Origin of the sequence: Bradyrhizobium sp. 164 (assembly GCF_023073715.1) — a bacterium.
GTDB lineage: Bacteria > Pseudomonadota > Alphaproteobacteria > Rhizobiales > Xanthobacteraceae > Bradyrhizobium.
Map to the genome: position 1 here is coordinate 52,338 of NZ_JADPKA010000016.1, position 17,333 is coordinate 69,670.

The following is a 17,333-nucleotide window of genomic DNA, read 5'->3' on the forward strand; positions in this document are numbered from 1 at the left end:
GCATTTGACGCTTATGTCGATGCTTTGATCGGGGTGATCGGCCAAGCCGAACGAGCTGAGCCCCTGAAGGGGTCGGAACAAGGTGGGCCGGGAGACCGGCAAGGAGTAGATGGTGCAAGTCCATTGCAATGAAGGAGTAGCGATCCACATTGACGCCCAGTCATGCGCGGTCGGTCGTGAGGAGACCGGTAACTTCTCTGGGGTCAAACACGGGTTGTTAGGCTCGAGCAGTCCATCAGCATCGTTTTGAGACAAAGCGATGGCGGTGGAATGGACGCTTACGATCGAGGGCCGGAACGAATTTGGTGAAACATGCCGGAAGGAGGTCCGCATAGACAAGAGCTGGGAGAGCCTATTCGACGGCGACATCGGCTTGTCGATCGGCGATAGCAAGAAGATCATGGCAGCGCTGCAGAACGCGGTCGTGAATCATGAGGCGGAGACGTATGCCCTTCTTCGCCGGGTTTGCCCGGAGTGCCATACGTTCCGACCGCGTCAAGGACTACACGACACGCCCGATCCGAACCGTCTGCGGCACCGTTGAGGTTCGCAATCCCCGGATGCTGTGCCGGGAATGCCGTCCAGGGATGGTCGGTGCTTTCCGCCGCCGAAGGAAATTTGTCCCGATCGAGCGACACCGGAGCTGATGGAACTGACGGCGCGGCTAGGAAGCATGCTGCCCTACCGGCAGGCGCCGAAGGTGCCAGACTCAATTGAGCCAATATGCGACGAGAGCGGCGAGATGAACAGTGGCCAAGAAATTCCCGGCCAGCTTGTCGTATCGGGTGGCGATGCGGCGGAAGTCTTTAGCCTGCAAAAACAGCGCTCGATGACTTTCGGCCTTTGTAGGCGCGTTTGTTGAAGCGATGGATGACAACGCGGTTGGATTTGTTAGGGATGACGGGCTTGGCGCCGCGACGAACAATTTCGCCCCGAAGGTCGACGCCGTCATACCCTTTGTCAGCGAGGAGCGCGCTCGTGGGCCGCCCGAGCGCCAGAACATCGGCCGCGATATCGGCATTCTGGCCTCGGGTCAGATGCCGGACGACCGGCCGGCAGAGCGGATCGCTCAGCGCATGGATTTTTGTCGTGCGGCCTCCGCGCGCGCGGCCGATTGCTTGATTGTGCTCCCCCCTTTTCCGCCGGAGGCACACCGGTGAGCTTTAATCGAGGTCGAGTCGAGCGACAGCACGACGCCGTCTTCGCCGGGCTTGGCCAGCGCTTCGAAGATTGCGCACCATCGCCCGCGGTTGGCCCCGCGGTTGAAGCGATTGTAGACGGCCGTGTAAGGGCCGTATTCAGGCGGGCAGTCGCCCCATCGCGCACCCGACTGCAGCGTGTGAATGATCCCGGGTCGTCGTCCCGATCCGGCCCCGTCAGTCCCGTCGGCAGATGAGGCTCGATACGTCCCCATTGCCGATCATTCAGCCAAAACAAACCCGCGCGCATTCTCTCGCCCCCGAATCAAAAACTCGCAGGAGAGGGAATCACCTGGCGCTATTTAGGTACAGGTCCTGGGACAGCTTCGGTTGCGGCATTCTGCATAGCTTCGCTTCGTTCTCACAACATTGAGGACGGCGGCCAAGTCTGCTCAGCTATCGCTTGGCTTGGCTCGATCGACCGGCACCCCGCCGTCGCATTTTGAGGCTCTGCGGAACTGCATGTACGAGGCAAACCGCTCGACGCTGGCTCGCTGGGTTCTCTCGAGCGATGCAACCTGCGCGTTACCCAATCCCCGGGTCGGTTTCCATCGTCCATGGGCGCAGCTCGTCGACAACTGTCGGCTGGCGAGCATCGACGCGCGACATCTCTGCGCCACGCAGGCTGGCAAAGGCCTGGCGCACAGCGCGAAAGCCGATCCATACATCGTCGATCCGCCCTCTGAAATGTGACCGCGATCATGAACCGATGAGCACTGGAATGTCCGGATCCCCATGGATGCAGTCAGCCGGACCGTCGCGGCCAGCCGCTCCTCGGTGCAATTGACGACAGTGCTCTTGACCAACACACGCTTAGCAGAGTGGCGGTGTGTTCTCTCCCGAAAGGTAGGCCGATAAGTCCATCACCAGGGTTTGTCAGAGCCAGTCCCGGCGAAGCGGGTGCAGTGACTCTCTCTGCGGCATACTCGTCGAGCTGGTGAGAGAGAGGGTCTGAGGCGATGCCTCAGACGGGACGGTTTTCGCTTCTGTTCTTCACCGGCTCCATTTTGGCCAGGCCGTCCTCGTATGAAATTTCCGTGTATGATCCACCGATGTCCTTGGCCGCGTCGAGCAAGTAGTCGAGCCTACCGGCCGTACCGAGCTTCTTGATGTCATTCTTGTCGACGCCGGCGAGGTCCATCATCTCCTTCCATACAGTTGATTCGTCGCAAGGCAGAATGCGGAAGGTGATGTCGCCTATCTTAGTGCGGTACTTCGCGAGCAGATCAATGTTGTTGCAGAACATGAAATAGCTGCCTTTGGGGCTCAGCCTGCCATCCAGAACCTTTGCGGCCTGAGGTAGATAGGCGAAGGAATGCAGATATCCGGCAAGGACTGGGATGGTCGGTTCGCCTTCCTGCGCGATTGCAAGAACTTGTTCGATGGAATAGTCCGGCGGTCGTTTTTCGTCGGCGAGCTGGGCTTGGAACTTCAGCGCGATGTCGCCCCGAAATCCAAATCGCCCCGACTTCGTTGTCTCGGTCTTAAGCACCGCATTCAGCAACCGCCCCTCCTTGTCCAACTGGCCAAGAGCGGTGTTGTCGATCGACGTCATGGAAGGCTCCTCATCAATCTGTCGTGTACATTCATCGCCGAACGCGGCGTGTCCGCTAACCCTATGCAAGTTGTTTGCCGTGCGCCTATGTCTGCAGCGACGCACAGCGTAAGCGGCGGCTTGGCGCAATGTGCATGAATACGTGCCGGCACCATCACGAGGTCTCGGCCGGATGAGGTCGGGACGCCGGAAAACCGCCTGTCGCAAAGCCGACAGGTCGCAAATCGTATGGTCGCCGCCTGCAAAACCAATTGATTTCAGCTGCATCTCGACTGGCATGGGATTTGCGAATTGTGCCTCGCGACAGAAACTGAGAGCGAGCCAGAAATGATCAACCTAACGGATAGCGCCATCAACGCACTGAAGGCCGCAATCTCCTCGACAGCCCAGCCGGCAAGCGGTTTGCGGGTCATGGTCGAAGGCGGCGGTTGCCAAGGGTTCACATACAAAATGGGTCTTGCTCATGAGCCGGTCTCCGATGAGCCCGTGTTCGAGCAAGACGGGATCAAAGTCTTCGTCGACAAGGCGAGCCGGGCGCATCTCAACGGCACCACGATCGACTTCGTGGTGTCGCTCGAAGGATCAGGGTTCCGCTTCGATAACCCAAATGCCAAATCGAGCTGCTCCTGCGGCAAATCGTTCAGCTGAGCCGCCTTCGGACCATTCGCAATGGAAGGAGCATCGAACATGGGCCTGAAGGCTGAACGAACGAAGCAATCTTCGACTGCAGAGCCTTCCGATCGCCAGCGGATTGTCCGCGCCGTGCTCGATGAGAGTCGGCCAAGGCTCAGGCGTGATCGTGGGGATTGTGAGCTCGTCGAAATCGAAGGCAACAAGATCATGGTCAGGCTCACCGGCGCCTGCATGTTATGCAAGCTTGCGGGAACGACGCTCGCGGCCATTCAAGCGCGCCTGATCGTGCGGCTCGGCGAGTTCGTCCGCCTGATCCCGCTCCCCGGAGCTGCCAAAGTGGGGCCTTAAGTGCAGAGCGGACAGTCCGTGCGGCCGATCTACCTGGATAACAACGCGACGACCCGTGCCCATCCTTTGGTGGTCGCGGCAATGCTGCCGTTCTTCTCTGGGCAATTCGGCAATGCGTCGTCCGCGCATGTATTCGGCATTGAGGTTGCGCCCGCATTGAAGCAAGCGCGCCAGAAGCTGCAGGCCCTCGTTGGCGCGGCATTCGATCACGAGATCGTCTTCACGTCGGGCGGGACTGAATCCGACAACACAGCGATCCTGTCCGCGCTCGCCGTGCAGGAGGGGCGCGACGAGATCGTCACAACGGCCGTTGAGCATCCAGCCGTGCTGTCCCTTGCCGAGGAGCTGGGCCGACGAGGAATCAAGACCCATGTCATTCCGGTCGATGCAAGCGGCCGATTGAACATCGAGGCTTATCGCAACGCATTGTCGAGGCGCACGTCAATCGCCTCGGTCATGTGGGCCAATAATGAGACCGGTACGATCTTTCCGGTGAAATCCCTCGCCAGGATGGCGCGCTCAGTCGGCGCGCTCTTTCACACCGACGCGGTCCAGGCGGTCGGGCGGATTCCGATTGACCTGAAGACTACGGACATCGACATGCTGTCGCTCTCCGGCCATAAGCTCCATGGTCCGAAGGGGATCGGCGCGCTGTATGTGCGCAAGGACATCAAGTTCCGACCGCTGATCTTCGGCGGCGCACAGGAGCGGCATCGCCGAGCTGGCACCCAAAACGTTCCGGGCATTATTGGGCTCGGCAAGGCGGCGGAACTCGCTGCGGCACACCTCGTACAAGAGCAGATGCAGATAGGCGTCCTTCGCGACCGGCTGGAGCAAGGCATTCTCGCTCTCGGCTGTTGCATCGTGCTTGGTCATATCAAGAACCGCTTGCCAAATACGTCTAACATTGCATTCGAGCATCTCGAAGCAGAGGCCATCGTCGACCACCTGAACCGCAACGGAATTGCCGTCTCACTCGGTTCAGCCTGCGCGTCCGGCTCGATGGAGCCGTCCCATGTCCTGCGCGCGATGAGAGTACCACCGGCCTTTTTGCGCGGTGCGGTTCGCTTCTCGCTGTCGCGCGAGACGGCGGCGGATGAGATCGATCGTGTCCTGCAAGTCCTGGCGGACATCAATGCCAAACAGAGAGCCTTGTGGCGTGCGTGTCAGGAGCGCGCGGGCGAGAGATCACAACCTGCGGAGCTCCTATGAAGGTCATGATTCGCCGTTCGCCCGAGACGGGGCTTTCGATTTATGTGCCCAAGAAGGATCTTGAGGAGTCGATTGTCGAATGTGAGCACGAGACGCTGTGGGGTGGTTGGATTCGAATCGCGAATGGCTGGGTGCTCGACCTACCCGCGATGGCGAGTGACACCATCCTTCCAATCACTATCAACGCCAAGAAGCGCGGCGGCGAGGCAACCGAATGATGAATGCTAAGACTCCACAGAACCTCGCCAAACCGGCGGATGCGGAAGCTATTCTTGGCGAAGCGGTTTGGCCCCTGCGAGGAAGTCCACATCATTCTCTGGCTTTGGCTTGGCGTGACCGAAGGTTCCAGCCGAGCGTGCCGATGACTCCGGAAGCGCTCGAAGCATTCTTGGGAACCAAGAAGGCGCCGACGCGCGGTGCCACACGCAATATCTCGGCCTAGGCCAGCACTGAGGCGTTGGGCCAACGAGATGGCGTTGGTGGGAAGGCCCTCGCGAGGGCCCATTGTGCTGACATCGCCAGCCCGGTCGTTGCATTCCGCACATCTTAACAGCGTCAGGCCAATTGCTGCAACTCCGCAAGATTCATTTTCGAGAGGATTGAATCTCGGGCCAGCTCGTAGCTTGCAAATCTTGATGCAACGTTCGCGATGCAAATCCTTGAATCAGTCGAACTACGCGTCAAGACTAAGGTTGTAAATGAAGCATGGTCAGACAAGGAGCGTCGATGGCGCGCGAACTGGAAGGCCAACGCCCTCCGCTCCTGACGATGATCCCTATCTATGGTTGGAACAGATCGAAGGCGCGCGGGCGCTGAACTTCGTCGAGCGGCAGAATAGCAGAACCCTGGAGGTGTTTGGCGGACCCGCAGCCGAACGAGACGGAGATGCGCTGACAGCGATTTACGACCGACCTGACAATATCCCCTATGTCAGCCGGCGCGGCGGGTATCTCTACAATCTGTGGAGGGACGCCACTAATCCACGCGGCCTCTGGCGGCGAACCACTCTGAAAGAGTATCGCACGCTGAAGCCGTCATGGGACATTCTGCTCGACCTCGATCAACTTGCCGTCAGCGAAGGCAAAGACTGGCTTCTGAATGCCACGGCCGCACCGCCTGGAAATCACTCGCGATGGATCTTGAGTCTATCGCGCGGCGGAAGCGATGCCGTCACTTTGCGTGAATTCGATTCAGACACGAAGCTCTTCATCCACGATGGCTTTATCTTGCCGGAAGCCAAAGGCAGCGGCGTATGGCTCGATTCCGATACGCTGGTGTTGTTAAGCTCCCATGGCGATGGCATGGCCGCGACCACCGGCTATGCGCGCACGGTGAGGCTGTGGCGGCGTGGTATGCATGTTGACAAAGCGGCAGTGATCTTTGAGGCCAAGGCCGCTCATGTGTCCGTCGGTTGCAGTGTTGACGACACTGTCGTGCCGCCCAGGATCTGGTTCCTCGATGCGACAGACGTCTCCAATTGCGTGGTCTGGCTGGGCGATGAAACGGGCGCCAAGACGAGGCTCGACTTGCCAAGTAACATCTGGATGCGGTCGCATCGCAACTGGCTTGCCCTGAAGCCGCGCGAATCCTGGTCTGTGGCAGGGCAGACCTATGCCGCGGATACGGTGCTCGTCATCCCGCTGCCGGCATTCCTGGCGGGCAGCCGCCAGTTCGAGATTCTCTTCGAGCCGGGGCCGCGCCGTGCGCTGCAGAGCTTCTTTTGGAGTGCGGGCAAAGTTGTGCTTTGTATTCTCGACGAACTCCGGCCAGTCTTCGAGATCTGCACGCCATCCGATCATGGCTGGATCCGCGAGCAATTGGGCGGGCTTCCTGATCTTGGCGTGGTCGACATCTGGTCTCTCGATCGCAATCCGTCCGAGAGCAATGGCGACTTGCTGGCTCACGTCGAGGATCCGCTCACCCCGCCGTCCCTCATCCTGATGGAGCGGGGCGTTGGCAGTCCCGCCGTGCTGAAGCAGGCGCCGAAGACGTTTGCCGCGGAGCACTGCGTGGTCACGCGGCACGAGGCCATCTCGCTCGACGGTGAGCGAATTCCCTACCTACAGACCGGCCCGGTCAGACAGACCGGCAACGCGCCGGTCCATCTGAGCGGATATGGCGGGTTTGGGATCTCCGTGAAACCGTATTACAATTCCGCGCTCGGTAAGCTTTGGCTTCACTGCGGCGGCACCACGGTTCAGGCAAATTTGCGCGGCGGCGGTGAGTTCGGCACGCGCTGGCACGACGCCGGCCGGCTGGCCGGCAAGAGATTGTCGCATGACGATTTCGCAGCCGTCGCCGCCGATCTCGTTAAGCGCGGCGTGACACAGGCCAAGCGGATCGGGGCCGAGAGTGGATCGAACGGCGGCATCCTCATTACCAACATGCTCACGCGATATCCCGGGCTCTTTGGCGCACTGTTCTGCACCGTCCCGCTGATCGACATGCGCCGCTACACCAAACTGCTCGCCGGGGCGAACTGGCTCGCCGAATATGGCGATCCCGACAACGCTGAGGAGTGGGAGTGGCTGAAGACCTATTCTGCCTATCATGCCGCAAGACCCGGGCAGTCCTATCCACCGATCCTGATGGCCACCAGGCGGCGGGACGATCGCGTCCATCCCGGACATGCGCGCAAAATGGCAGCGAAGCTGCAGGCGATGGGCTATGAGGCTTATTTCTACGAGCATGCCGCCGGCGGCCACGGCTATGGCAAGGACAACAGGGAGCACGCCAGCTTGTTGGTGCTGGGCCTGCGTTTCCTGAAGAGCAGGATCGGCTGGCTGGATACCGAGACGTCAGCGACGTAGTGTAGTTGTTGGACGGCGGTTCGTGCGATGTCGACCGAGGCGGCTGCAGCCTTACGAATCTGATCGGCGTCCAAACCCGCACGACCTTTTCGAGATGCCAACCAACGTTTGGACGCACGGTCCAATTCATGGCCGTCGGCACCCTGGCCACTCGGCGTTTTCTCTTCACCCCGACAATGCCTTCCGGAGTGTCAGGGCAGGGGCCCGCGTGATCTTCACGACATAGGTCGGCAACAGGGGGGCTGCTTCTTGTCTGCATCTACGTAGGATCGCCGGTTCAAGTTGTCCTTCAAAGCGTCCGGAAACGTCTTTTGCGGATTGTGCTTTGCATACGCGTCACATTTCGGCGACAAGATCAACTTTCAACGACACCAGCCGCCATGCTCTTGGCCCAAGGGCATAGATGAAGCAGCGTACCCGCCGTCATCATAGCGCGGCCAGCGGTCTTGTGATCGCAATCTCTGTCAGCTTTCCAACATGAGTTGATAAAACGGACATTCGAGCAGGCGTTATCTAACTGCTTGAAGCGAACCAAAAAATTCGTTTGTTGGCAGGTATGGCACGCCAGTTGCTCTTGGCTTTTCAGAAACGATTCTGGGGATGCTTGCCTGGAAGGATTCGACTTGCGAAGAGAATTGGAAAAATGAGTACTTCAGCGCAACACCAGGTATCCTGCGGCGGCGGCGAGATCAGCGAGACCATGCAAGTCATGGCTAAGCACAAGAGCTGCGGTACGGTCGGTGGAAGCGGCAAGGCGAGCTGCGGATCTCAGGCCGGCATCGGCAATGTGCCAAATGAGGTCTGGGAAAAGGTGAAGAACCATCCCTGCTACAGCGAGGAGGCGCACCACCATTATGCCCGCATGCATGTCGCGGTCGCGCCCGCCTGCAATATTCAGTGCAATTACTGCAATCGTAAATACGATTGCGCCAACGAATCGCGCCCCGGCATTGTCAGCGAGAAGTTGACGCCGGAGCAGGCCGCCAAGAAGGTGCTGGCGGTCGCTTCCGCGATCCCTCAGATGAGCGTGGTCGGCGTTGCTGGCCCTGGCGACCCCCTGGCGAATCCGGACAAGACATTCAAGACGTTCGAGCTCGTCAATAAACTCGCGCCAGATCTCAAGCTGTGCCTCTCGACGAACGGCCTGGCGCTAGCTGATCATGTCGACACGATCGCAAGACTCAAGGTGGATCACGTGACGATCACGATCAACATGATCGATCCCGATATTGGCGCAAAGATCTATCCCTGGATCTTTTACCGCCACAAGCGCTACACAGGCATTGAAGCTGCAAGCATCCTCAGCAATCGGCAGCTCCAGGGCCTGGAGATGCTCACCGCGCGCGGCATCCTTTGCAAAGTCAACTCGGTGATGATTCCCGGGATTAACGATCAGCATCTGGTTGAGGTTAACAAGGCCGTGAAGTCGCGCGGCGCCTTCCTGCATAACGTGATGCCGCTGATATCGTCGCCCGAGCACGGCACCGTGTTCGGTCTCAGCGGGCAACGCGGCCCGACCGCACAGGAAGTGACAGCATTGCAGGATAGCTGCGAAAGAGAGATGAACATGATGCGTCACTGTCGCCAGTGCCGCGCCGACGCCGTCGGACTACTCGGGGAGGACCGCGGCGCGGAGTTCACCATGGAAAAGATCATGGCCATGGACATCAAATATGATGAGCAGGCCCGAAAGGAGGATCAGGCCAAAGTCGAGAAGGCGCGCATTGCAAAGCTTGCGGCCAAGCAGGAGCAGGTTGCGGGGCTCGCCAGCGCGTCCAGCGAAATCAAGGTGCTGGTGGCGGTTGCAACCAAGGGCTCGGGATTGATCAACCAGCACTTCGGTCATGCCAAGGAGTTCCAGATCTACGAGCTCTCGACTTCAGGCGCAAAATTCGTTGGTCATCGTCCTATTCATCCCTATTGCCAGGGCGGCGATGGCGAGGACAGCAAGCTCGAAATCGCCATCGGCGCCATCAACGATTGTCATGCCGTGTTCGTGTCAAAGATCGGCGGCTGCCCGAAGGCCGAATTGATCAAGGCCGGAATCGAACCGGTCGATCAGTATGCCTACGAGTTCATTGATGGCTCGGCGATCGCCTGGTTCAAACTCTATCTCGATAAAGTCAATGAGGGGAAGATCAAGCACATTGAGCGGGTCGATCCGGCGGCCCGCCGCAATGCGCTGATTTCCGCCGCCTGAGAGGATGGGTTCAGACAATGCCGTTCAAGATCATCGCCTCGCAATGCACGGGCTGTTCGGCGTGCGAAACGCAGTGCCCGAACTTCGCTATTTCCGAGCGAGCCGGCGTTTTCCTGATCGATCCTGAGAAATGCACCGAGTGCGCCGCCTACTTTGATGAGCCGCAATGCGTGGCGGTTTGCCCGGTTGACAATACATGCGTGCTCGACACGGCACTGCCGCGTCACCAGGAGCCTGCTTGAGGGCTACGATGGATGTCACTACGACACTAAAGGTTCAGAAACTCGGGCGGATGATGCTCCGCCTTGACGAGGCGCCGGTCGCGGCTTTCGCCTTCTCTGACCAGGTGGACGGCTGGCCCTGGTCGCAAACGTTTTCGCAAGTTGCCAAGTCATATTCTAGCGACGAGCACGTCGGCGGGAGCGCGTCGAGCTATTCCTGTCGGCCCCAAGGCCTCCGTCTTGAGCGTGGAGGATCGATTTCGCCGATGGGCCCACGAAGAGCGGACGCGTCTTCCGCGACATCAATCCAGGCACCTGCAGCCATTGTTGATCAGGCGACATTCATGCCCGAGGCCTTCTTCAGTTGGTCATCCGAAAGAGGGCGTCCTCGCCGAGTCCTGTCTTGGTCGCACGGTGTCGACTCAGCCGAGCATCATCCCAGGGCGACAGGGCTATCCTATCACCTCGATGAAAGTGCAGAAAGTACACCTGCGCCACGCCAAGGCGTTCGCACCGGATCACGTGATGCGGAAACGAATTTCTTGCCACTCGTGCGGTGGGCGCCACCAAGCCGGAATTCGGCTGCTATGAGAGTACCTCGTGTGGGTCTTCCTGTTCTCGCTCGACGCATATTGCCGACTTGCAGATGCGTCTCGGGCAACTGGGGAAGGACGGCAGCTGTCGGGAGACTGCTGGGGCTTTGCCCCGCGGACAGGGCTGGCGCCAAGGTGTTGTTGGGCACGCTCGAGCGTATGGGCGGGACCGTGAGTGATGACGTCCACAATGCCATCGGTTGCCGGGGTAATCAGGTCGACTCTGTCGGCTGTGCGCATCCCGCGCTGAAGCACGCGCCTCGCCGCCGGCTCAAGCACGCCTCCCTCGATGGCAGACGCGCGTGCCGCGTCGATGGCTTCTTCAACATCAACCATGGGCCCACGACAGTCTCGAGCATCTGGAGTTTAGGTTGCGGGCGTTGATGTTGCTGCACCGGGACCCCGACAGGCTCATGCAATCCGTGATCGCAAGCGCCGCCGTGCGGGAATGGAGGGGGTTGATCGAGCATCATGATAGGGTGGTCCGTAAGGCCGGGCGCCTGCAAGGCGCGGTACAATTGAACTATGGAACAGGGACGGCAGCATGAGCAACATCGCCCGTGACAGTGACATCGTCGAGCTGACGGACGCCCCCTTCTTTGATTATGGTGACAACGTGCGGGCCAACCGCACCATCCGTAACGACGGCACCTATGTGGGCAAGGACATCGGTGAGGTTCTGGTCAAGAAAGGCGAGCTTGGCTATGTCATCTCGATCGGCACGTTCCTGCAACAATTTTATATCTATGGAGTCGAATTCCTCGGCTCCGGCAACCGCGTCGGCATGAAATGCAAGGAGCTCGATCTAGTCACGCCAAGCCACGAAGGCGAGGAGCCGTTCTTGCCAGGAGCGGCACCCCGATGATCGAACCAAGATCGCCAAAATACCGGTCAGGCCAACGTGTCAAGGCGGCAATCGATCTGCTCAACGACGGTTCCTTTCCCGGCGCGTCGGCGGAAGAGTGTCTGGTCAGCGTCGGGTACATTGGTGAGATCGTCCAGGTCGGTCGCCATACGGAAGCGAACCTACCCATTTATATGGTCGACTTCGGCAAGCACTTGGTGGTTGGCTGCCTCGAGGCAGAAATCTCTGCAGTCTAGGATATCGCGCAATGAACGCCGCAATCATCAGACGACATCATTCCGGATTGCCTGCGCATCCCAACGAGCTCGACCGGTGGCGGATCGTGCGCGCGCTGACGAAGCGCGAGCACTACCGATATGTCTCGCCAAAGGTGACAGCGGTTGCTGGCGGCTATCTGGTCGAGAGCCCGTGCTGCTCAGGCAATATCAATGCGGAGGGCGACCTCGTCGACGTCGCGCTGCTGCACCACGATAGGACTGGGGCGGCATGGCAGCTGCTCCGCAAAGATCACCGCAAGGGCGTCTGGGAGTGGCATTCGACCCATCAACGGCTTGGCTTGGCGACAGCGGTTCTGAACGCCGACCCTGAACGTTTGTTCTGGCAATAAGGATTGTGGAGATGGTGCTCGAAGGCGACTTGACAGAGATCGAGCAGACGCTCGCCGCTATTGATACAGCCTCTGAGCCCTGCCTGACGCTCCGGCAGAAAGTTCCACATCTTGCCTTCTTGCGAGGCGTCCGACATGACGCAGAGTCCGTTCCGCCGGCTTGGAAAGTTCGACCTGCATCTGCTCGACAGTGGAGATCACTGTGTACAGATCACGAATGATCCACACCGCGCCGCCGGCATTGTGCTGGCCAAGCGCTCTGGCAAGTCATGATCAAGCAATCGCCTTCCGGTGCCAAGCTCACACACGACGGCTAGGCCCGCGGGTTGCTTGCCATGCCGTAGTGCCCGGCCCGGGAAATATCACGATCAGGTCGCTCGCTCGTTCATCGGGTCCATGTGACGGGGGCAGGCGATGGTCTCGCAGAAGTGTTCGCTGAGGGCGGAATTGCCTGGGTATCTCAACGTGGCTTATTACACCGAGGATACTGCGGTCAAATGGGGATGAGCGAACCGTGCTCGATCAGCTGACGAGGAGTAACGGTCAGGCATTGCAAGATTTGGCTTTGTGAGTACTCGCCCTTAAGTCCGCAGGACTTGAGAAAATAGGAGAAGACGTTTGCTCTTCGCGCGGTAACGCCGTGCACTCGCCGTGAAGGCCCGTTGATGCGCGCGCAAAGTGAGGCAGTGCGACTGTCCCGGCCGATCCGCGCTACTCCATCAATAGTATTGGCGCCTGGAAATATCATACTACGAAATTGGTGAGTGAAGTCGGCGCATTCAAGCAAGAAGCGCTTTTCGAGTTGTTTTTCGAAGACGCATCGAGCGTCCCTTCTCTATGGCTTGCTTCCATGTTGAAGGGGCTGACGTGCACGTCGAAAATCGGGTTTGTCACGCGGATAAAGATCCAGAGGACAGAGGACAAATTCGCGTGTAGTTCCAGTTCTTATCTCGAAGAGAAAAATCCGCTTGAATAGTTGTCGATGACCATTGATATGGTAATGGGAAGCAGTTGCGTCTTCGCCAAAAGCAAGACGCTGCAGGCAAATGTGCAAAGCGAAATCGGAGAACACGTGGCAAAAAGCACCAAGCGCAAAGAGTATAGTAAGGATGACGTCAAGCTGCTCAAAGCGCACTCAAAGGCCCGCACCCCTGTAGCTAGGGTTTCAAAGCTTATGAAGCGATCCGAGGGCTCTCTAAGACAGAAAGCACGTACCTTGGGGATTGGCTTGGGTCACCAGCGCTGAGATACGCGTGAATGTTCGGAAATTGACCGGCGTGATGATCGAGACGGCCAGGCGGCTTACGACCGCCGGGCCACCTGATCTTTTTCAGGTCCCTGCGCCCGAGGAGCAGCTCGCGCGATGAACGAGCTGACCGGTTTGCTGAGCGGCTTACATCGTGAATATAGATTTACTGAGCTGGGAAAACACGGTCCGCGAGCGTGCCGGCGGATCATCATCTCGGCCGGTAGACGTCATTCGGCGCTGAGCCATCTCCCTCTGCCTCCATACTTCTCGAGGCGCGGCGACTGGAACCTAGTTGCCCCCAAGAGGGAGCTTGGCACCATTTTTCCGAGTCCGGGGCCGACATCGTCGGCCTACAGCATTAGCGGCCGGCGGCTGACGCAGATCGCTCTGATGATGCTGCCGGCCGGCAAGCCGCAGAAAGAAGGGAATAGCCGCGATCCGGCCTACGGCGACAACATAGGTAGTCCGGCAGGAGATGTGCAGACAGCAGGCGCAGAAGCGTACAAGCATTTTGTATGTTCATGCGGAGCCGCGCCGGCATCCTCTTGTATGCGGGATTTGTTGTGAGGTGAGCAAAGCAGTGGTGAACATTGTTCATCGTTATCATCGAGACCGTCGATTTCGCCGCCGCGAGTGCCGCGCGCGGACAGCGCGGCGGCCGCGGCAGACTCCATGTCGGCAATGAGAATTGAATTGCGGGCCGCACTCGCTAGCAGCTGGCCGCATTTGCGGTAAGATCGTCTCATCTGGTATCCGACCAACGATTGAATCTGACGTCCTTCGAATGCGGGAGCTGCTCCTTGCTGCACTTTCGATATGTTGCCTCAGGCAATTTTAAGCGTGTCGCCGCCGATTTCGCGGTTGCAAGGGCAGAGCTCATCAGTCTGTGTCGCATCCAGAACGCGTAACGTGTCAGTCGGGCTGCGGCCGACATTGAGGCTTGTCGCATAGACATGCTGGATCGTGTTCTCAGGATCGACGATGAAGGTGTAGCGATGCGCGATGCCATCACGCGATCGCACTCCAAGGCCATCGACCAGTGCGCCCTTGGTGTCGGCAAACTGCCAGATCGATAGACGGTGCAGATCCTTGTGCTCACGCCGCCAGGCGAGCTTGCAGAACTCGTTATCGGTCGAGCCACCAAGCACGACTGCATCGCGATCGGCGAAATGCTTGGACAGGCGAGCAAACTCAGCGATTTCGGTTGGGCAGACGAATGTGAAATCCTTCGGGTAAAAAAAGATGACTTTCCATTTTCCGGGGAAACTCCTCTCAGTCAGCGTCTCGAAGGCGCTCTGCCCGTTCTCCTCTTGCAGGTGAAAGCCGGGCTTCACGCCTGTGATGTCGAACGGCGGCAACTTACTTCCAATTCCAGGCATATTGTCCTCACAACATCGCGTTACACGGAAACAGCGTTCCGCGACTGGCAAAGCAAGCGATATGCCACCCATCTGCCGGCAAGTACCCATCATGCCGGTCGTGGAACATTCGCCTTTGATGCTGGCGTGTCCTCGAACCCCATCTGCACCGGATGGTCCTCAATTGACTTGGCCCGGCATTCCCCGTTCCGCGCTCTTTCGCCCGGCACTCGTAGTGGAATCCACGCGCCGGCTTTGTCGGGTTTGTCTCAGAGCTCTTGCCGCTGTCGGGTCCGCCACAGCATCCAGTCTCGGACGCTGCGCTATTAGTCGAGCCTAGTCAGATGCTTAACGCGCGTGCGAACGAATGGCACGCCAGTTGCTAACTGGATGCAGCAACAACGAGTGAGGGCTGAGGGCACGCCGACGCCGATGGCGAGCGATGGCCTCCTTCCCGAAACCCGTGTGCCCACGTTTCTGAGAGAGAGAAACAGCCTCGCGCGTTCCGCGCGAAAAATTGGCAATCGGTTGATGGAGAGCAACATGTCTTCGCTGAGACAAATCGCGTTTTATGGCAAGGGTGGCATCGGTAAATCGACAACGTCGCAAAATACGCTGGCGGCTCTTGCTGAGCTGGGTCAAAGGATTCTCATCGTTGGCTGTGATCCCAAAGCGGACTCGACTCGCCTCATCCTGCACGCCAAAGCGCAGGACACCATTCTGAGTCTGGCGGCGAATGCCGGCAGCGTTGAGGACCTCGAAATCGAGGACGTCATCAAGCTCGGCTACAAGGACATTCGATGCGTCGAGTCCGGCGGTCCAGAGCCGGGGGTGGGGTGCGCCGGAAGAGGCGTGATCACTTCGATCAACTTTCTGGAGGAGAATGGCGCCTATGAGGACATCGACTATGTCTCTTACGACGTGCTCGGCGACGTTGTCTGCGGTGGCTTCGCGATGCCTATCCGCGAGAACAAGGCACAGGAAATCTACATCGTGATGTCCGGCGAGATGATGGCGATGTATGCCGCCAACAACATCTCCAAGGGTATTCTGAAGTATGCGAATTCCGGCGGCGTGCGCCTCGGCGGCCTGATCTGCAACGAGCGGCAGACGGACAAGGAGCTGGAGCTGGCAGATGCTCTTGCCAAGAAGCTCGGCAGCCGGCTGATCTACTTCGTGCCACGAGACAATGTCGTGCAGCACGCGGAGCTGCGCCGCATGACTGTGCTGGAATACGCGCCAGAGTCCAAGCAGGCGGATCACTATCGCAATCTCGCGACCAAGATCCACAACAATGCGGGACAAGGCGCCATCCCGACGCCAATCAGCATGGACGAGCTCGAGGATATGCTCATGGAGCACGGCATCATCAAGCCTGTCGACGAGAGCCTGGTCGGCAAGACCGCCGCCGAGCTCGCCGCTGTTTCGGCATAGTTGATGTTGTCGGCCTTCTCGACCGGGGAAGGCCGACATCGTCCACTCAGAAGCTGGGGGACCTTCATGATTGGCACACAAAGCAAATTGGCCGATACGATGTCATCTCCTGTATCAGCAGCTCACATCGCCGAGCAGCGCGACGCAAGTGAGCTCTACGGGCTTCTGACCGGGCGCCATCCAACAGAAGTCGACATCAGCGACGATGACGATTTCGATCGCCATGTGCTCGCTTGCGTTCTCGCCGCATCCGCTATGGATGGCGGCCAACTTCCCGAACGGGCTGGCTTGACTAACCAGGAGCTCGATGCGCTCTTGGTGCAATACTTCCCATCCACCCCAGTCAGGAGTTGTACCTGGCGCGAACAGTCCGCGTTACCGGCTCCTGACGAGACGATTATGGTGCGCGACCTCCTGCTTGCGCAACGTTCCACTCATGGCGAGGTCGGCGGTTGGCTCGCGACGATGATCGCGCGGCGCGCCATGGAGCCTAATCACCTGTGGGAAGATCTCGGTCTGCGGGAGCGGGACGAATTGTCCCGCCTCCTGATGCGCCATTTCGGGCCGCTGGCGGCTCGCAACACCAAGAACATGCGCTGGAAGCGCTTCTTCTATCGCACGCTATGCGAAGATGACGGTCTGGTGGTGTGTACCACGCCGGTCTGCACGGAATGCAATGATTTTGATCTTTGCTTCGGCGAGGAGAGCGGGGAGAGCCGGATGGCCGGACGCCGGCGGGATCATCTGCGTCGTCTCGATGACTCAGTCCAAGCCATCCCAAGTTCGCAAGACTGAGCTCATAATGGATGCCCCCTCCAGGCGCGAGTCCGGGTGTATCGGACGAGCTTTCGGCTAGCTGTCACATGACGAGACGGGTTTTAAAAGACACAAACAACTTCGCGCAGGCGGCCTAAGCAGGACGCGGCGGCGCCTGATGATCGCGGCTTGATAACTGGCGGAGGCGACCGTCACATTTACCGCCGAGATGTTCTATGTTGACGCGATGATCGACGCCAACATCCGCCTCTTGATCGCGCCCCGCTGAACTT

The 17,333-nt window shown here is 59.0% G+C and carries 19 protein-coding genes and 1 pseudogene; 17 read left to right on the plus strand and 3 right to left on the minus strand.

Translation table 11 applies throughout. The annotated features are described in order from the left end of the window. Nucleotides 1-259: 259 nt before the first annotated feature. Nucleotides 260-544, plus strand: a complete 285-nt coding sequence (locus IVB01_RS05430) for a hypothetical protein (RefSeq protein ID WP_247334074.1) — start codon at nucleotides 260-262, stop codon at nucleotides 542-544. Nucleotides 545-709: 165 nt separating this feature from the next. On the opposite strand, the pseudogene IVB01_RS05435 reads toward IVB01_RS05430, so the two are convergent. Then, nucleotides 710-1,468 (minus strand): annotated as a pseudogene (locus IVB01_RS05435) (IS5 family transposase). Nucleotides 1,469-1,661: 193 nt separating this feature from the next. Here IVB01_RS05435 and IVB01_RS05440 point away from each other — a divergent pair. Beyond that, complete coding sequence (locus tag IVB01_RS05440) at nucleotides 1,662-1,892, plus strand: hypothetical protein (protein WP_247297526.1); 231 nt, start codon at nucleotides 1,662-1,664, stop codon at nucleotides 1,890-1,892. A 271-nt stretch (nucleotides 1,893-2,163) separates the two neighbouring features. Here the strand turns inward: IVB01_RS05440 and IVB01_RS05445 are convergent, their stop codons facing one another. Further along, entirely contained in the window at nucleotides 2,164-2,754 is a 591-nt protein-coding gene (locus IVB01_RS05445) for a hypothetical protein (RefSeq protein WP_247279047.1), read from the minus strand. Between the two features lie 327 nt (nucleotides 2,755-3,081). Between IVB01_RS05445 and IVB01_RS05450 the strand changes: the two genes are divergently transcribed. From IVB01_RS05450 to IVB01_RS05510, 13 genes are all read left to right on the plus strand, one after another. After that, nucleotides 3,082-3,402 carry an iron-sulfur cluster assembly accessory protein gene (locus tag IVB01_RS05450; protein ID WP_247279072.1) on the plus strand — a complete coding sequence of 107 codons (321 nt, stop codon included), beginning with the start codon at nucleotides 3,082-3,084 and terminating at the stop codon, nucleotides 3,400-3,402. A gap of 39 nt (nucleotides 3,403-3,441) precedes the next feature. Beyond that, nucleotides 3,442-3,735 (plus strand): NifU family protein, encoded by a 294-nt coding sequence (locus IVB01_RS05455; protein ID WP_247279048.1) that lies wholly within the window; start codon nucleotides 3,442-3,444, stop codon nucleotides 3,733-3,735. Nucleotides 3,736-3,753: 18 nt separating this feature from the next. Further along, the gene (nifS, locus tag IVB01_RS05460) at nucleotides 3,754-4,947 is read left to right on the plus strand and encodes a cysteine desulfurase NifS (protein WP_247494304.1); all 1,194 of its coding nucleotides are present in this window, start codon (nucleotides 3,754-3,756) and stop codon (nucleotides 4,945-4,947) included. Continuing rightward, a complete protein-coding gene (nifT, locus tag IVB01_RS05465) occupies nucleotides 4,944-5,165 on the plus strand; it encodes a putative nitrogen fixation protein NifT (protein ID WP_247279050.1) in 222 nt (73 codons plus the stop codon). Before nifS ends, nifT begins: the two co-directional genes overlap by 4 nt. 480 nt (nucleotides 5,166-5,645) lie before the next feature. Next, nucleotides 5,646-7,757, plus strand: a complete 2,112-nt coding sequence (locus IVB01_RS05470) for a prolyl oligopeptidase family serine peptidase (protein ID WP_247494305.1) — start codon at nucleotides 5,646-5,648, stop codon at nucleotides 7,755-7,757. 643 nt (nucleotides 7,758-8,400) lie between these two features. After that, nucleotides 8,401-9,957 (plus strand): nitrogenase cofactor biosynthesis protein NifB, encoded by a 1,557-nt coding sequence (gene nifB, locus IVB01_RS05475; protein ID WP_247334067.1) that lies wholly within the window; start codon nucleotides 8,401-8,403, stop codon nucleotides 9,955-9,957. Nucleotides 9,958-9,974: 17 nt separating this feature from the next. Next, nucleotides 9,975-10,199 carry a 4Fe-4S binding protein gene (locus IVB01_RS05480; RefSeq protein ID WP_247297545.1) on the plus strand — a complete coding sequence of 75 codons (225 nt, stop codon included), beginning with the start codon at nucleotides 9,975-9,977 and terminating at the stop codon, nucleotides 10,197-10,199. 1,116 nt (nucleotides 10,200-11,315) lie between these two features. After that, nucleotides 11,316-11,636, plus strand: a complete 321-nt coding sequence (locus IVB01_RS05485; protein WP_247297548.1) for a nitrogen fixation protein NifZ — start codon at nucleotides 11,316-11,318, stop codon at nucleotides 11,634-11,636. Continuing rightward, nucleotides 11,633-11,872 (plus strand): nitrogen fixation protein NifZ, encoded by a 240-nt coding sequence (locus tag IVB01_RS05490; RefSeq protein WP_247279054.1) that lies wholly within the window; start codon nucleotides 11,633-11,635, stop codon nucleotides 11,870-11,872. Before IVB01_RS05485 ends, IVB01_RS05490 begins: the two co-directional genes overlap by 4 nt. A gap of 11 nt (nucleotides 11,873-11,883) precedes the next feature. Then, nucleotides 11,884-12,243, plus strand: coding sequence for a hypothetical protein (locus tag IVB01_RS05495; protein WP_247279055.1), 360 nt, complete (start codon nucleotides 11,884-11,886; stop codon nucleotides 12,241-12,243). A gap of 135 nt (nucleotides 12,244-12,378) precedes the next feature. Next, entirely contained in the window at nucleotides 12,379-12,516 is a 138-nt protein-coding gene (locus IVB01_RS35640; protein ID WP_247448739.1) for a hypothetical protein, read from the plus strand. 709 nt (nucleotides 12,517-13,225) lie between these two features. Next, nucleotides 13,226-13,489: a hypothetical protein gene (locus IVB01_RS05505; protein WP_247279056.1), complete on the plus strand. Its 264-nt coding sequence runs from the start codon at nucleotides 13,226-13,228 to the stop codon at nucleotides 13,487-13,489. Between the two features lie 117 nt (nucleotides 13,490-13,606). Beyond that, the gene (locus tag IVB01_RS05510) at nucleotides 13,607-14,059 is read left to right on the plus strand and encodes a hypothetical protein (protein ID WP_247334066.1); all 453 of its coding nucleotides are present in this window, start codon (nucleotides 13,607-13,609) and stop codon (nucleotides 14,057-14,059) included. A 257-nt stretch (nucleotides 14,060-14,316) separates the two neighbouring features. On the opposite strand, the gene IVB01_RS05515 is transcribed toward IVB01_RS05510, so the two are convergent. Further along, nucleotides 14,317-14,871: a peroxiredoxin gene (locus IVB01_RS05515; RefSeq protein WP_247334065.1), complete on the minus strand. Its 555-nt coding sequence runs from the start codon at nucleotides 14,869-14,871 to the stop codon at nucleotides 14,317-14,319. 522 nt (nucleotides 14,872-15,393) lie between these two features. Here IVB01_RS05515 and nifH point away from each other — a divergent pair. Both nifH and IVB01_RS05525 read left to right on the plus strand, forming a co-directional pair. After that, nucleotides 15,394-16,284 carry a nitrogenase iron protein gene (gene nifH / locus IVB01_RS05520; protein ID WP_026233535.1) on the plus strand — a complete coding sequence of 297 codons (891 nt, stop codon included), beginning with the start codon at nucleotides 15,394-15,396 and terminating at the stop codon, nucleotides 16,282-16,284. 66 nt (nucleotides 16,285-16,350) lie between these two features. After that, on the plus strand, nucleotides 16,351-17,079 hold the full coding sequence (locus IVB01_RS05525) for a nitrogen fixation protein NifQ (RefSeq protein ID WP_247334064.1): 729 nt from the start codon (nucleotides 16,351-16,353) through the stop codon (nucleotides 17,077-17,079). The last annotated feature ends 254 nt before the right edge of the window (nucleotides 17,080-17,333 follow it).

What these genes read in the sequence shown, in the direction of transcription:
- IVB01_RS05430 (WP_247334074.1), top strand. Translation starts at nt 260, where the DNA reads ATGGCGGTGGAATGGACGCTTACGATCGAGGGCCGGAACGAATTTGGT.
- IVB01_RS05440 (WP_247297526.1), top strand. Translation starts at nt 1,662, where the DNA reads ATGTACGAGGCAAACCGCTCGACGCTGGCTCGCTGGGTTCTCTCGAGC.
- IVB01_RS05445 (WP_247279047.1), bottom strand. Translation starts at nt 2,754, where the DNA reads ATGACGTCGATCGACAACACCGCTCTTGGCCAGTTGGACAAGGAGGGG.
- IVB01_RS05450 (WP_247279072.1), top strand. Translation starts at nt 3,082, where the DNA reads ATGATCAACCTAACGGATAGCGCCATCAACGCACTGAAGGCCGCAATC.
- IVB01_RS05455 (WP_247279048.1), top strand. Translation starts at nt 3,442, where the DNA reads ATGGGCCTGAAGGCTGAACGAACGAAGCAATCTTCGACTGCAGAGCCT.
- nifT (WP_247279050.1), top strand. Translation starts at nt 4,944, where the DNA reads ATGAAGGTCATGATTCGCCGTTCGCCCGAGACGGGGCTTTCGATTTAT.
- IVB01_RS05470 (WP_247494305.1), top strand. Translation starts at nt 5,646, where the DNA reads ATGAAGCATGGTCAGACAAGGAGCGTCGATGGCGCGCGAACTGGAAGG.
- nifB (WP_247334067.1), top strand. Translation starts at nt 8,401, where the DNA reads ATGAGTACTTCAGCGCAACACCAGGTATCCTGCGGCGGCGGCGAGATC.
- IVB01_RS05480 (WP_247297545.1), top strand. Translation starts at nt 9,975, where the DNA reads ATGCCGTTCAAGATCATCGCCTCGCAATGCACGGGCTGTTCGGCGTGC.
- IVB01_RS05485 (WP_247297548.1), top strand. Translation starts at nt 11,316, where the DNA reads ATGAGCAACATCGCCCGTGACAGTGACATCGTCGAGCTGACGGACGCC.
- IVB01_RS05490 (WP_247279054.1), top strand. Translation starts at nt 11,633, where the DNA reads ATGATCGAACCAAGATCGCCAAAATACCGGTCAGGCCAACGTGTCAAG.
- IVB01_RS05495 (WP_247279055.1), top strand. Translation starts at nt 11,884, where the DNA reads ATGAACGCCGCAATCATCAGACGACATCATTCCGGATTGCCTGCGCAT.
- IVB01_RS35640 (WP_247448739.1), top strand. Translation starts at nt 12,379, where the DNA reads ATGACGCAGAGTCCGTTCCGCCGGCTTGGAAAGTTCGACCTGCATCTG.
- IVB01_RS05505 (WP_247279056.1), top strand. Translation starts at nt 13,226, where the DNA reads ATGACCATTGATATGGTAATGGGAAGCAGTTGCGTCTTCGCCAAAAGC.
- IVB01_RS05510 (WP_247334066.1), top strand. Translation starts at nt 13,607, where the DNA reads ATGAACGAGCTGACCGGTTTGCTGAGCGGCTTACATCGTGAATATAGA.
- IVB01_RS05515 (WP_247334065.1), bottom strand. Translation starts at nt 14,871, where the DNA reads ATGCCTGGAATTGGAAGTAAGTTGCCGCCGTTCGACATCACAGGCGTG.
- nifH (WP_026233535.1), top strand. Translation starts at nt 15,394, where the DNA reads ATGTCTTCGCTGAGACAAATCGCGTTTTATGGCAAGGGTGGCATCGGT.
- IVB01_RS05525 (WP_247334064.1), top strand. Translation starts at nt 16,351, where the DNA reads ATGATTGGCACACAAAGCAAATTGGCCGATACGATGTCATCTCCTGTA.